General features: G+C 63.6%; 14 protein-coding genes. 3 read left to right on the top strand and 11 right to left on the bottom strand.

Translation table 11 applies throughout. From position 1 onward, the window contains the following. Nucleotides 1-8: 8 nt before the first annotated feature. Nucleotides 9-848: a dTDP-4-dehydrorhamnose reductase gene (gene rfbD / locus ACSW29_RS11885; protein ID WP_317825432.1), complete on the bottom strand. Its 840-nt coding sequence runs from the start codon at nucleotides 846-848 to the stop codon at nucleotides 9-11. Between the two features lie 66 nt (nucleotides 849-914). Here rfbD and ACSW29_RS11880 point away from each other — a divergent pair, with 66 nt between their 5' ends. Both ACSW29_RS11880 and ACSW29_RS11875 read left to right on the top strand, forming a co-directional pair. Then, entirely contained in the window at nucleotides 915-2447 is a 1533-nt protein-coding gene (locus tag ACSW29_RS11880; RefSeq protein WP_448277299.1) for an LCP family protein, read from the top strand. A 38-nt stretch (nucleotides 2448-2485) separates the two neighbouring features. Beyond that, entirely contained in the window at nucleotides 2486-3199 is a 714-nt protein-coding gene (locus ACSW29_RS11875; RefSeq protein ID WP_347872079.1) for a TIGR03089 family protein, read from the top strand. Nucleotides 3200-3202: 3 nt separating this feature from the next. Here ACSW29_RS11875 and ACSW29_RS11870 read toward each other — a convergent pair whose 3' ends face one another. The 7 genes from ACSW29_RS11870 to ACSW29_RS11840 form a co-directional block, all read right to left on the bottom strand. Next, on the bottom strand, nucleotides 3203-5653 hold the full coding sequence (locus tag ACSW29_RS11870) for an ABC transporter permease (protein ID WP_347872078.1): 2451 nt from the start codon (nucleotides 5651-5653) through the stop codon (nucleotides 3203-3205). Continuing rightward, nucleotides 5650-6447 carry an ABC transporter ATP-binding protein gene (locus ACSW29_RS11865; protein ID WP_448277298.1) on the bottom strand — a complete coding sequence of 266 codons (798 nt, stop codon included), beginning with the start codon at nucleotides 6445-6447 and terminating at the stop codon, nucleotides 5650-5652. The genes ACSW29_RS11870 and ACSW29_RS11865 overlap by 4 nt, the downstream gene beginning before the upstream one ends. Before the next feature lie 135 nt (nucleotides 6448-6582). Next, nucleotides 6583-7275, bottom strand: coding sequence for a response regulator (locus tag ACSW29_RS11860; protein ID WP_230812545.1), 693 nt, complete (start codon nucleotides 7273-7275; stop codon nucleotides 6583-6585). A gap of 36 nt (nucleotides 7276-7311) precedes the next feature. Then, complete coding sequence (locus tag ACSW29_RS11855; protein WP_230812542.1) at nucleotides 7312-8499, bottom strand: sensor histidine kinase; 1188 nt, start codon at nucleotides 8497-8499, stop codon at nucleotides 7312-7314. Between the two features lie 42 nt (nucleotides 8500-8541). Next, nucleotides 8542-8919, bottom strand: a complete 378-nt coding sequence (locus tag ACSW29_RS11850) for a hypothetical protein (RefSeq protein WP_230812540.1) — start codon at nucleotides 8917-8919, stop codon at nucleotides 8542-8544. Nucleotides 8920-8926: 7 nt separating this feature from the next. Then, on the bottom strand, nucleotides 8927-9439 hold the full coding sequence (gene purE, locus ACSW29_RS11845; protein WP_317825429.1) for a 5-(carboxyamino)imidazole ribonucleotide mutase: 513 nt from the start codon (nucleotides 9437-9439) through the stop codon (nucleotides 8927-8929). Continuing rightward, on the bottom strand, nucleotides 9423-10691 hold the full coding sequence (locus ACSW29_RS11840; protein WP_448277297.1) for a 5-(carboxyamino)imidazole ribonucleotide synthase: 1269 nt from the start codon (nucleotides 10689-10691) through the stop codon (nucleotides 9423-9425). The genes purE and ACSW29_RS11840 overlap by 17 nt, the downstream gene beginning before the upstream one ends. Before the next feature lie 122 nt (nucleotides 10692-10813). Here ACSW29_RS11840 and ACSW29_RS11835 point away from each other — a divergent pair, with 122 nt between their 5' ends. Next, a complete protein-coding gene (locus ACSW29_RS11835; protein WP_448277296.1) occupies nucleotides 10814-11449 on the top strand; it encodes a GtrA family protein in 636 nt (211 codons plus the stop codon). A 26-nt stretch (nucleotides 11450-11475) separates the two neighbouring features. On the opposite strand, the gene ACSW29_RS11830 is transcribed toward ACSW29_RS11835, so the two are convergent. From ACSW29_RS11830 to ACSW29_RS11820, 3 genes are read right to left on the bottom strand one after another with little or no spacing between them, the layout of a single operon-like run. Then, entirely contained in the window at nucleotides 11476-12798 is a 1323-nt protein-coding gene (locus tag ACSW29_RS11830) for a sensor histidine kinase (protein WP_283303545.1), read from the bottom strand. A 26-nt stretch (nucleotides 12799-12824) separates the two neighbouring features. Beyond that, complete coding sequence (locus tag ACSW29_RS11825; RefSeq protein ID WP_003940916.1) at nucleotides 12825-13505, bottom strand: response regulator transcription factor; 681 nt, start codon at nucleotides 13503-13505, stop codon at nucleotides 12825-12827. 37 nt (nucleotides 13506-13542) lie between these two features. Further along, nucleotides 13543-14109, bottom strand: coding sequence for a PH domain-containing protein (locus tag ACSW29_RS11820; RefSeq protein WP_317825425.1), 567 nt, complete (start codon nucleotides 14107-14109; stop codon nucleotides 13543-13545). Nucleotides 14110-14164 lie beyond the last annotated feature (55 nt).

The raw sequence follows: 14164 nt of genomic DNA, 5'->3' as shown, positions 1-14164 counted from the left end.
AACAATGCTCACGCCAGAGCGGCGTGCAGAGCCTCTCGCCACGGACGCAGCGGCGTCATTCCCGCGGTAACCCATGCGCGCTCGGACAAGACCGAATATGCCGGGCGGGGAGCAGGGCGCACGAAGTCCGCGCTGCTGCACGGCCGCACCCGAGCCGGGTCTGCGCCGATCTCCTCGAACACCGCGCGCGCCAACTCGTACCAACTTGCTTGCCCACCATTGGTCACGTGGAATGTCGACGAACCTGTGAAGTCCCGCAGCGCGAGTTCGACGATGCCGCCGGCCAGGTCAAGGCTGTAAGTAGGTGACCCGACCTGATCGTCCACGACGTTCACGAATTCACGTTCGGCTTCGAGCCTTCGCATCGTGGCGACAAAATCCGAGCCGACACCGGAATACACCCACGCAGTACGGACAACCGCCACGTCCGCCCCGGACTCTCGGACAGCTGTCTCGCCGGCCAGTTTCGTTCGTCCGTATACCGTCGCCGGACCGGTCGCTGCGTCGACCTCGTACGGTGTGCTCGCGTCGCCGGGAAACACGTAGTCGGTCGAGACGTGGATCAACCGCGAACCCACCCGCGCACAGGCTCGAGCGAGATTCCGCGGTCCGATCTCGTTGACCGCCCTCGCCGCCTCCTGGTCGGTCTCGGCGGCATCGACGGCCGTGTACGCGGCGCAGTTGATCAGCACCGAACCGGGCGAGACGAACTCGTCGACGACATGGCTGTCGGTGATGTCCAGCTCGTCGGATCCGACGGCCGTGACGGGAAGACCCGCCGAGGTAGCGAGGGTTTCGACACGGGTCCCGAGTTGCCCTCGGGCGCCGGTGAGCAGGATATTCGTCACACGGTTCAGTCTGGCACGCCGCGTCGAGGTACCCGCGGCCGAGCATCGGACCAGTAACCTGAAGGAGTGTCCCACCAGCAACCGCAGCGCCGCGCGCGTCCACGACCTGCGCCGATTCGGACCAAGACGAGCCCAGCTCGCATAGCGGTCGCTGTGCTGTCCGTGCTCGTACTGCTGGTCACCGGGTTCGCATGGCGAGGTGTGGACTCGTTGAGGAGCAGCCTTGCCACTGCCAGCGGCCTCGGCCTCGGTGGCGGCAAGGACGGAGCCATCGACATCCTGATGGTGGGAACCGACAGTCGCACCGACGCACACGGCAACCCGCTCTCACAAAGCGAACTCGACTCGTTACGCGCTGGTGAGGAAGTAGCGTCCAACACCGACACCATCATCTTGATCCGCGTCCCCAACGACGGAAGTTCCGCAACCGCAATCTCGATTCCCCGCGATGCGTATGTCAACGTCCCCGGTATCGGTATGTCGAAGATCAACGCCGCATTCGGTGCCACCAAGGAAACCGAACGACTGAAGTTGGTGAACAACGGGTCGTCCGACAGCGACGCCGACAAGAAGTCGACGGAAGCCGGCCGGACCGCGCTCATCGGAGCCGTGGCCAATCTGACCGGTATCACCGTCGATCACTACGCCGAAGTCGGTCTGCTCGGATTCGTCCTGCTGACCAACGCAGTGGGCGGAGTCGACGTCTGCCTCAACGCCCCGGTCGACGAACCGATGTCCGGAGCCAACTTCGCAGCCGGGAAACAGACACTCGACGGCGCCGACGCGCTGAGCTTCGTCCGTCAACGACACGACCTCCCCCGCGGCGACCTCGACCGGATCGTGCGCCAGCAGGTGTTCATGGCGTCCCTGGTCAGCAAGGTGCTCAGCGCAAAAACCCTCAGTGACCCCGGCAAGCTCAGTCAGTTGACCTCAGCCGTTCAGCGTTCCGTCGTGATCGACGACGACTGGGACATCATCGAATTCGCCAAGCAATTGCAGAATCTGGCCGGCGGCAAGGTGCAGTTCGAGACGATCCCCGTCCTCGACATCAACGGCATGACCGACTACGGCGAGTCCATCGTCAAGGTCGATCCCAAGGCCGTCAAGAAGTACATCGCCGGATTGGTGGGCGCCGACAGCGAAGATTCGGAGGCGACCTCCGAGGCACCGACCACCGTGAATGCGTCCTCGATCACCGTCGACGTCGCGAACGCCAGCGACATCGCAGGGTTGGCCAGCGGGGTTTCCGAGGCGTTGAGTGCCCTCGGGTACAAGCAGGGTCAGGTCGGCAACAACACCGGCGCCGACGTCGCCGAATCGACGGTATTCGCAAAGTCTGCGGACGACGACGCTGCCCTCGCTGTGGCCGAGGCACTCGGCGGTCTGACGGTCAAGGCGGATTCGTCATTGTCCTCGGGCAAGGTTCGGGTTGTCATTGCCGAGGACTACAACGGACCGCAGTCCGCGGACGCGGTATCTCCGTCCGAAGGCGCAGCAACCACGACTGAATCGGCGGGCACCACCGAGACCAGTCCCACCCCTGCCCCTCCCGGTCCCCCGATCGATGCAGCCTCCAACGGCCCCCGCTGTGTCAACTGAAAGACTGTGTGAACCGAACGGCTGCGTAAGCTGATTACGTGCCTTCGCCTGTAGACAACCTGACCGACGCCCTCCTCGGACCGATCTTGACTGCCGACCCAGCCGGCCCTCGCGTGACCTACTACGACGACGCCACCGGCGAGCGCATCGAATTGTCTGCGAGCACGCTGGCCAACTGGGCGGCAAAGACAGCGAACCTGGTTCGGGACGAGTTCGCTCTCGAGCCCGGCGGCAAAGTTGCCGTGCTGCTTCCCGCGCACTGGCAGAGCGTCGCTGTGCTGTTGGGTGTGTGGTGGGCAGGCGGCGAGGTGGTCCTCTCCCCCGACGCTGACGCCGAACTCGCTTTTGTCACCGCCGACCGTCTGGAAGATGTTTCGGACGTACCCGAAGTCGCTGCACTCTCACTCGACGCGTTCGGCAAGGGCCTGAGCGATCTTCCGCTCGGTGTTGCCGACTACGCGACCTCCATTCGAGTACACGGCGACCAATTCCGTAGCGCCGGAGCCGGTTCGGCACTGGAAGGCCGGTCCGTTGCGGACACGATCGACGCGGCACGGGAATCGGCGAAGAACTCCGGACTGGCATCGACAGATCGTGTCCTCTCGAGCCGCACGTGGGGGACGGCCGGCGACTTGATCGATGGACTTCTGGCAGTTCTCGCTGCAGGCGCCTCACTCGTGCAGGTGGCCCACCCGGACGCGGAAGCTACCGCGCGCCGAGTGGGCACCGAAAAGGTCACGAAGCAGTTCTGAGTGTCAACTCGCGAGAGCTGTCACCGGTGAGACCAATCCCGCCCGCCGAGCGGGGAGCAGTGAGGCGATCACCCCGCAGATTCCGCCGATCAACACGATGGCCACCAACTGCACCCACGGGACTGCGCTGAGGGCGACGTCCTCGACCCCGAACACCGAAGCGGTACCGGCTACACCGAACACCATCCCGAACAGCACTCCGATCACCGATGCAACTCCTGCCACCAGCAGTGCTTCCCAGATCAACATGGCTCGAATTCCCTTCTTGGTCAGTCCGAGTGCGCGAAGCAGTCCGGATTCGCGGCGCCGTTCGAGAACGGACAGCGCCATGGTGTTTCCGACGCCGATCAAGGCGATCAACACCGCCACCGACAGCAACCCGGCAACCACCATGAGCATGGTGTCGAGGATCGAATCGAGGGCCGAACGCATTTCGGTCATCCCCTGAACATCGCTGCCCGGAGCTTCCTGGCGTGCGAGTTCGGTGATGCGGTCGGTGGTGGCCAAAGCCTGTTCGTCAGAATCCGTCCCCAACCTGACCCAGTACGAATCGGTGGTCGGTGCGGAGGCCGCTGCACCGAGATCTCCTCGATCCAGCAGTGCTGGTTGACCTTTCACCCCTTCGATCACGCTGACGTTCACGGCGCCGCGATCCCCGCGCACCGTTGCCGTATCGCCCGCCGAGAGGTTGTATCCGCTCAGATCGGCCGGAGAGAGCACCAGTTGACCGGCAGCAGGTACCGAGATCTCGGTACGCAGAACATCTTTCACCTGAGCGGCGTCGACACCGAATCCGGCCAACGAGCCACGCCCGTCGATCGTCAGCTCGGACTTTTCCAGACCGCTCACTGCGCCGACCCCGTTGACGGCGGCGATGTCGGTCCCCAAACCGGCAGGAAGGGGCGCCGAACCGGAACTGCTCACCATCACGTCGACGGGGAATTGGCTGTCCATCGCCGCGGGTGCAGCTTCCTTGACCGTCGCGATTCCCACGACGAGCGTGCTCGTCAAGGCGACTCCGATCAACAGTGCCGTGGCTGTTGCCGAGGTCCGGCGTGGATTCCGACCGGCGTTGCCTGCTGCCAGGCTGCCCACGGGACCGATCACCCTCGCCAACACTCCACCGGCCGCATTGATCAGTGCAGGCACAATTCGACCGGACAGGGCTGCAATCCCCAGGAACGAGAACAGTCCACCGGCGGTTGCCGCCAGCACCTGCTGATTCGTCACTCCCAAGACGGTCATCGCGATGCCCGCGAGCAGGATCACTATGCCGAGAACCCGGCGCACCACCGATACCTGAACGCTCTCGGGCTTGGACTCCATCGGCTGCAGTGCTGCCAACGGGGACAGCCTCGTTGCCGCGCGACCGGGCGCAGATGCAGCGAGCATCGTCATCACGATGCCGACTGCAAGGCCGACCAGCACGGTCACCGGGGTGACGCTGAGTGACGAAAGTGGAACCGGTACATCCACAGCCGTGGCCACGCGACCGATCGCCCAGGCGAGTCCGATACCGAGCCCGACACCGATCACCGAGGCGATCACACCGACCGCCGCGGCTTCGCTGCGAATGCTCCGGCGAACCTGCTTGGCCGTGGCGCCGACGCATCGGAGCAACGCGAGTTCCTGAGTGCGCGCCGCGAGGAGCACGGCAAACGTATTGGCGATCACCAGCGCAGCAACAACAACGGCGATGGCGCCGAAGGCGAGCAGTACCGTGCTGAGGATCTTGGTGCCGCCCATGTACTCCGCTGCCGCATTGTCGGTAGCTTCTTCTCCGGTCAGCACAGTGGAGCCCGCAGGCAGCGCGCTCTCAACCGAATCCACGAGCTGCCGCTGCGAGCGAGAGCCGTCACCGGCGACGCGGAATTCACGTGTGGCGCTCTCCCCGGCCCACGCGCTCACTTGCTCGGCAGTGGTGAACACTTTAATCCCGCCCAGGCGCTGCGCCGAACCGGAGAGGTCGACCAGTCCGACAACCTGTGCAGTGGGTGCAGCGGCGCCCACCGCCGAATCCCGTGCCGTGACAGTGATTCGAGCACCCACCGGTATACCGGAGTCCGCACTGACCAACACCTGACCGAGACCGACAGGAAGCGAACCCTCCGACAGCTTCTCCCAACGCAATTCGGGGTTGCCTGCGATCGAGAGCGCATCCCCGTAGGACGCACCCTTTGCCTCCGAATCGACACGAACATACGTCGACACGTCGTCGGCCACCGCCGAGACACCCGGCACTGCGCTCAGCAAGGCTTCCGTCACGCCAGGACCGGAGGCGACAACGTCCGTGGTTTCATATTGTGATGCAAGTGATTTGCTCACACTCGCGTCAACCGTCGAGCTCAATGTCAAAGTCGCGACGATGTATCCGACCGCGATCACCACGGCAAGTATCGACGCCACATAACGCCCGGCATGCGCCCGCGCCTGGGCAAAAGCCAGACCCTTCATCGCAGTGCGCCCGAAGCTGCGGGAACATCGGCCAGGTCGTCGGCACCGAGGGCTCGCATGGCACCGATCACCGAGTCGACGGTCGGAGCGTCGATCTCGCCGGCGATGCGCCCGTCTGCGATCAACACGACGCGGTCCGCGTACGACGCCGCCACCGGATCGTGCGTCACCATGACGACGGTCTGACCGGTCTCCCGGACACTGGTCCGCAAGAGCCCCAGAACCTCTGTCCCGGAACGTGAATCCAGGTTTCCGGTGGGCTCGTCGGCAAAGATCACGTCGGGCTGCGGCAGTAGTGCGCGGGCGACGGCTACGCGTTGCTGCTGACCGCCCGACAGTTCGTGCGGAAGGTGATCGAGGCGCTGCGCAAGGCCCAGCTTGCCGATCACCTCGTCCATCCACTCGGGCGAGGGTTCACTGCCCGCCAACTTCATCGGCAGCAGCATGTTCTCCCGAGCAGTGAGCACCGGCAGCAGGTTGAACGCCTGGAAGACGAACCCGATTCGCTCGCGTCGCAGTTCGGTGAGTTCCGTGTCGCCGAGTTTTGTGACCTCGGTGTCGCCCAGGAAAACCTGCCCACCCGAGACCGTGTCGAGTCCGGCAAGGCAGTGCATGAGCGTCGACTTTCCGGAGCCGGACGGACCCATGATCGCGGTGAACCGCTCGCGCCCGAAGTCCACGTCGACTCCGCCGAGCGCGTGCACCGTAGTCTCACCGGTGCCGTACACCTTGGTGACACCGCGGGCAGTGATCGCCGGCACTTCGGCTGGTTCCGTCGTGGTGTGCGCATGCATTCTTTTGCCCTCCGTAAAGCTTCTCGCTATGACGGAATCGACGTTATTGCAGCGCAAGTGGTCTCCGCGTCGGAGCGCGGGGCGATCTTGGAAAGCCCGGTGTCATCCCGGGGTAGGACTGAACAGAGCTGCTCGTCAACCCTCGGTACCGAGGAGATCTGCGCGCCGGACAAGCCCGATCTGGAAAGCGAAGACGACTGCCTGCACGCGATCACGTGAATGGGTCTTCGAAAGAACCCGTCCGACATGGGTTTTCACTGTCGTCTCAGAGACGTGGAATTTCGCGGCGATCTCCGAATTCGACAGCCCGTACGCCATGGCCTCGAGCACCTCGACCTCGCGCGGTGTCAACTCATCAGGCAACTGCGCTTCGGGCGCCGAGCCTTCCAGGAGCGGTCCGACGTGCTGTAGCAGTCGCCGAGTGGCTCTGGCCTCGATCACCGCGTCCCCGCGGTGCACAGTGCGGATGGCGTCGAGCAACTGCTCCGGTGGGACGTCCTTGAGCAGGAATCCGCTGGCGCCCGCCCTGATGGCGGACATCACGTACTCGTCATTGTCGAAGGTGGTGAGCACCACGACCTTCGGCGCATTCGGGTCGGTCAGCAGCCGACGTGTCGCCTCGATGCCGTCCATCTTGGGCATCTGGACATCCATCAGGACAACGTCGACATGACGGGCGGCCAATTCGGTCAACGCCTGCTGACCGTCCGATGCCTCGACCACCACAGACAGATCCGGCTGCGAGTCGATGACCATTCGGAAACCGGCGCGGACCAGCTGTTGATCGTCGATCAGTGCAACTGCGATCGGAGCCACGTGTTCGTCCATGCCACCCACCTTAAGACCTACGCAGACGTTTCATGTTTACCCAGACGTTCGTTCGTATGGCAGGACGGCCCGGACGCTGTATCCGCCGCCTGATTTCGGTCCGGCGGTGACTTTGCCTCCGTGCAGTTTGGCGCGCTCGGCCATCCCGATCAGTCCCTGTCCGCCTGGTGACGATTCGACCAGCGCGGCGCTGCCACCTCGTCCGTCGTCGGTGATGCCGAGAACGAGTTCGGTGTCACTCCACGTCATCTCGACGCTCGCCTGCGCCCCCGGCCCGGCATGCTTGAGAACATTCGTCAGCGATTCCTGAACGATGCGGTACGCCGTCAACCCCGCGCCGGCGGAGAGTTCACGCGGTTCCCCGCTGACGCTGACGGTGATATCGAGTCCGCTGCTGCGCAACTCGTGGAAGAGACTGTCGATGTCGCCGGCGCCCGGGATCACCGAGAAATCGCGTGGTGTGTCCTCACGCAGGACGGACAGAAGCGATCGCATGTCGGTCAACGCCTGGCGCCCGGTGGAGGCAATGGTTTCGAGTGCCTGAATTGCAGCCTGAGGATCCTTGGCCGCACTGTAGCGTCCGCCGTCGGCCTGGGCGATGACAACGGTCAACGAGTGGGCGACGATGTCGTGCATCTCGCGCGCAATCCTCGACCGTTCGCTGATCGTCGCAATTTCCGCTTCCTGCGCGCGCTCGAGTTCGAGCAGCCGAGCGCGCTCGGTCAGCCCTTCCAACTGTTTGGTGCGCACTCGGCGCAGATCACCGAACGCCCAGACCGCGAGCATGAAGATCATGACGGCCACGGACTGCATCACCTGCGAAGACACGGGGATTCCGTTGTAGCCGAAGTATCGAACGGTCCCGGCAATCGAGCCGAGCAACGCAAGCACCAGGCCCGTGAGAGAACTCCACCGTGCGCCGTAGGCAGCAAGTGCGTACAGGGAGATGGGAACCACGACGGCGGACGCGAGCAGGGTATTACCGATGACGATCACGTGCAGAACCGCGAACGCCGCGATGACCATGCCGGAGAGTTCCGGCCGTGAGCGTCGCCACGCCAGCGGAACGGTCATGCCCAGCGAGATGAACACCGCAAGCGGACTCGCCTCGACCGCAACGACAACGCTGAACAGTGCGGCAACCGTCGCAATGCAAATGTCCACACCGCGAGCATGATCCGCGCTCCAACGGACGAAGCGCTCACTAGTCGGAAAACGAGCCATGCCGCCAACAGTAGCTTTTACTCAGCTTCGGCAACTTTCAACTCAGGTGCGGTAACCGCCGTCTTCGAGTCCGGCCTCGATTTCGAATCGGTTCTGCGGCCCCCTGTGACGCAGTTCCTCGCGGAGGTACAACAACCCGAATGCGATTCCGTACGTGGCCCATTGGTCTGCGTGAACGGCCTCGTGACGAAGGACGGATCGAGTCGTGTTTTGCCGGGTGAGATATACACCACCGAGAGTTGTTCCGCCTCTGGCGAACCCGCCGCGCAATCCGGAGGCGACAAAGATTCCGGACTCGTCGTCGAAGCTGATGTCCGCGCCGAGAATCCCGGCGTACAGCAGGGCGACGCGAGTGACGAACGCGGACTGCCTGCTACCCCGACTCGCTCGGATCAGCGGCAGCCCGCGCCGTGCACACATGAGAAGATCAACCCAGCAGCTTTTCGCGGAGCGCCTTGTCCTTGTCGAGGACCATCGACTCGAGGCTCTCCTGGAACGCCACCATCCGCTGCTGCAGTGCGGGATCCGAAGCACCGAGAATCCGAACAGCCAGCAGACCGGCGTTGCGAGCGCCACCGATCGACACTGTCGCCACCGGGACGCCGGCCGGCATCTGGACGATCGAAAGCAACGAATCCATACCGTCGAGGTACTTGAGCGGCACCGGAACACCGATGACGGGCAACGGCGTGGCCGAGGCAACCATGCCCGGAAGATGCGCGGCGCCTCCGGCACCGGCGATGATGACCTTGAGTCCGCGGCCGGCGGCTTCCTTGGCGTAGTCGAGCATCCGCTGAGGCGTGCGGTGCGCCGAGACGACACCGACCTCGAAGCGGATACCGAACTCCGCAAGAGCTTCGGCTGCAGCTTCCATGGTCGGCCAATCCGAATCGCTGCCCATGATCAGGCCGACCTGCGCGCTCTCACTCACCGTGTACATCCCATCCGTCGGTCCAAACTGCGTACGAAAGCCAATGTGCTGCACGCTCGGCGCGTTCCCGAACTGCGGCAACGTAATTCGGATCGTCGATGGATCCAGCGCCGCCCACGATGTTGACGTGCCCTATCTTGCGATCCTTGCGCTCACCCTTGCCGTACAGGTGGATCTTCGCGTCAGGCATCCGAGCGAACAGGTGATGGACACGCTCGTCCATCGTCATCTCGGGAGCTTCCGGTGCACCGAGAACGTTGGCCATCACGGTGACCGGCGCGATCGGCGACGTATCGCCGAGCGGGTAGTCGAGAACCGCGCGCAGGTGCTGTTCGAACTGAGAGGTGCGGGCGCCGTCCATCGTCCAGTGACCGGAGTTGTGCGGGCGCATGGCCAGCTCGTTGACCACGAGAGTGCCGTCGGTCGTCTCGAACAGTTCGACGGCCATCGAGCCGACGACACCGAGCTCCGACGCGATGCGCAACGCCAATTGTTCGGCTTCCTCGGCAACGGCACTCGAAAGCTCGGGGGCAGGTGCGATCACGACGGCGCATTGTCCGTTGCGCTGAACCGTTTCGACGACCGGCCACGTAGCGCCCTGTCCGAACGGCGACCGCGCCACCATGGCGGACAGCTCCCGACGCATCGAGACCATTTCCTCGACGATCAGCGGAACACCCTTGTCCAGCTGCTCGGTGACGATGGCTTCTGCTTCGTCCTGATCATCGGTGATCCAGACGCCGCGGCCGTCGTAGCCTCCGCGTGTTGCCTTGATGACAAGCGGCCAACCGTGTTCGGAGCCGAATCGAACGACGTCTTCCGCCCACGTCACTTCGGCGTACGCGGGTACGGGTGCGCCCAGTTCGGCAAGTTTTCGACGCATGAGCAGTTTGTCCTGAGCGAAGATCAGAGCCTGCGGCGGCGGCTGAACGTTCACGCCTTCGGCAACAAGAACCTCGAGGTGCTCGGCCGGCACGTGCTCGTGGTCGAACGTCAATGCGTTGGAACCGACCGCTGCACGGCGGAGAGCATCGAGGTCGGTGTGGCTGCCCAGTACGACGTCGGGGCTGACCTGAGCTGCCGGTTCGTCCGCGGTCCCGGAGAGCACTCGGAGCGTCTGACCCAGGGCCACCGCCGCCTGGTGCGTCATCCTGGCCAATTGTCCGCCACCGATCATGGTGACGACGGGCATGGACTCTTTCGCCGGCCGCGGCGGAGTAGGGCGGGCGGGCGATTGCACGGGATCGTTGTTGCCGGTCACGGCTCTCTATGTTGTCATGTGTCGCGATCGCCCGTTCATTCAGCGTTCCCAATCTGTGATTCTGCTGATGATTCCGCGGCAAATTGGTGGTAGCACGGTTTCGTTTCGTAAACTCATCTGTTGTGCCATTTGTCGACGGGGTCATTGCCCGCATACCCCAACCGTTTCGTGACATCGCTCTGCGTCACAGCGAGCTGATCAAATTCGCGATCGTCGGCGGCACGACCTTCCTGATCGACTCCGGCATCTTCTACACACTCAAGCTGTCGATCCTCGAATCCAAGCCGATCACGGCCAAGATCATCGCCGGCGTCGTCGCGGTGATCGCGTCGTACATTCTCAACCGCGAGTGGTCGTTCAAGAACCGCGGCGGCCGTGAACCAGCGCACGAAGCTGCGCTGTTCTTCATCATCAGCGCCATCGGTGTCGTTATCAGCTTCATCCCGCTGTACATCTCCAGTTACGTCTTCAACCTGCGCGTACCCGAAGTGAGCTTGGCGACGGAGAACATTGCCGACTTCATCAGTGCGTACGTCATCGGAAACTTGCTGCAGATGGCGTTCCGATTCTGGGCCTTCCGCAAGTTCGTGTTTCCCGACGAGAATCCAGAACCGCTCGAACTGTCGGACACCACGGCGCTATCCGAAACCACGGCGCTGTCGGAAACCACGGCGCTATCGGAAACCACCGCGCTATCGGAAACCACCGCGCCCGACCCGGTAATTCCGGACGCCGAAGAGGAACTCGGACACTCCTGAGTCTTCCGTCAGCGCGAGCCTTTCGGTCAGCGCGGTTCGCGGTGTGGAACGACGTCCGCGGGCGGAGCAGTGTTGGCCACGGGCAGGAAGACCGCGAACAAGGCAGGCTTACGCCGCTGCAGTTCCAATCGCCCCCCGTCGGCTTCGATCAGAGCGCGTGCGAGCGCCAACCCGACGCCGGTGGACCCGGCCCCCGAGAATCCTCTGTCGAAGATATGCGGTGCAAGATCGTTTTCCACGCCGGCGCCTTCGTCGGTGACCTCGACGCACACCATCGAGTCACGACGAGACGAACTGCGCCCGGCACCGTCGATCAATCGGACAGACACCGTGCATGTGCCTTCACCGTGTTCGAACGAGTTGTCGACCAGAACGGAAACAGCTTCACGCAGACGCGATCCGGTGGTCGCGGCCATCACTGTGCGATCGCCTCGCAGGCGGAGCCTGCGCCCCTCTCCGTCGAACTGAGCCTGCCAGTCGCGGGTCACCTGTTCCAGCTCGCCGACTACCGACACCAAACTTGCCGACGACCCGCTGGTACGCGACGAGCGAATCAGGTCGTCGATTCCGTCGGTGAGCCTGTCGACTTGCGCCATGGCTTCCTCTGCCTCGTTGACGACGTCAGGATCTTCGTGAACGGACAACTCGTCCAGGCGCAGCCGCACCGCGGTCAGTCGACTGCGCAGTTGATGAGAGACGTCCGCAACCAGCGCGCGTTCTCGTTGCAGCCGCACGGAGATCTCCACGGTTGCCGCGTCGAGGACGTCGGAAACGCGGTCGAGTTCGGGGATGTCGTGCCGACGAGGATCTGGACGGAAGTCGCCTTCGGCGAGGCGCGCCGCCCGGTCGGCCACGTCCTGCAGCGGATCGGCAAGCCGCCGCGCAGTGACCACAGCGACCACGGTGCCTGCTGTGATGGACAGAAGCACGAGTACGCCGACCGCCATCACCGCCTGCTTCTGCTGGGTGCGCAGGTTCTCCGACGGCACCTCGAGGCGCAACGATCCGGAGGTGCCCATCGCGAGCGATTCGACGAGTGCGTTCTTGACCGTCGCCTCGCCGACGTCGACACGCGCAGCGCCGTCGACGGCAGTCGGATACACGACGACGAGCCGCCCGTCGTTGGGAGTGAGGACCTTGAGCGAATCGGTGTTCAACGCACCTTCGACGAGTCCGTTCGTCCCTTCTTGCGCAATGACCTCGGCGGCCATCCGGTCGAGTCGCACCCGGAGATCACTCCGCGTGACGTCCTCGACCCAGAGCCACGCCGTGTAGATCAGCGGAACCCCCAGCAGCAACGCCGTCATGATCACGACAGCGAGAATCGACTGCAATATGCGACGTCGCATGCCGGCAGTTCCTGATTCTCGAGAAGCTAGTCGGTGTTGATTCGGAATCCGACACCGCGGACGGTGGCGATTCTGCGTTCCACGGCCGGGCCTTCGTCACCGATCTTTCGGCGCAACCACGACATGTGCATGTCGAGCGTCTTCGATCCACGTAGCTCGACGTCGCCCCACACCTCGCGAAGGATCGTATCGCGCGAGACTACTTCCCCGGCATGCTCGAGGAGGACTCGAAGAAGTTCGTATTCCTTATTGGCCAAGGCGATTTCGGAGCCGTTGACGAGTACGCGACGCGCCGCCGGCTCGAGCCTGATGCCACCGACCTCGACGATCGTGTCCTCGCGGCCACCGTGGCGACGCAAGAGTGCTCGCACACGTGCCATCAACTCGGCGAGGCGAAACGGCTTACTGACGTAGTCGTCGGCGCCCGCGTCCAGGCCGACCACAAAGTCGACTTCGTCGGTTCTGGCGGTCAGCATCAGAACGGCAAGCGAGGTGCGATGCGCACGAATCTGTCGACAGACCTCGAGGCCGTCCATGCCGGGAAGGCCGAGATCGAGAATCAACAGATCGAAATCACCTTCGAGCGCCTGCTGCAACGCAGCGGGTCCGGTCGGTTCGACCGTCACCGAATACCCTTCACGCCCCAATGCGCGGGAGAGGGGTGCAGCAATGGCCTCGTCGTCTTCGGCTAGCAATACGGCAGTCACACGAACAGACTACGGACAACACGCCTTTGCACGTTGATTACCAGCCATTTCGATCGTTCGGGTCGTCGTTTTCACCTGGCGGCCGCTGTGGCGGAGGCGGTGGTGGCTGCTGCGTGGAATCGAAAACCTGGTGATACAGCAGGGCGTGAACGTGCTCGACATCCGGAATGTCGTCGAACTCGAGCGGATCGTCACTGGCAGAAGCGATGACCAGAGTTCCGGTCTTGAGCATTCGATCGATCAAGCCGTGGCGGAACTGAACATTGCTGATCCGCCCCATGGGAATGTCGATACCGGTGTGCGTGAGCACTCCGTGGCGGATGAGCACACGTCGATCGGTGACGATGAAATGCGTGAACTTCCAGACAGTGAACGGCGCAATCGATCGCCAAGCCACGACGGCGAGCCAGACGATTCCGACGGCGATGGACGACACGGCCCGAGCCGTGCCGTCCAATCTCGTCTGAGCGAGGCCCAACAAGAACCCGGCGACGGCCGTGGCAAGCACGAACGTCAGCGCCGGAAGCACCAACATCTTCCAGTGAGGATGGCGATGCAGTATCAGTTCCTCGTCTTGAGCGAGGGCGTCTTCGGGATATCCCATGACGGGAAGTCTGCCATCCCGCACCGACTTTCAGGCACACCGTCAATCAGGCCAA

Source organism: Rhodococcus sp. GB-02 (assembly GCF_053470465.1).
The sequence above is the reverse complement of the archived record's forward strand: the minus strand, read 5'-3'. Positions and strand labels throughout refer to the sequence as shown.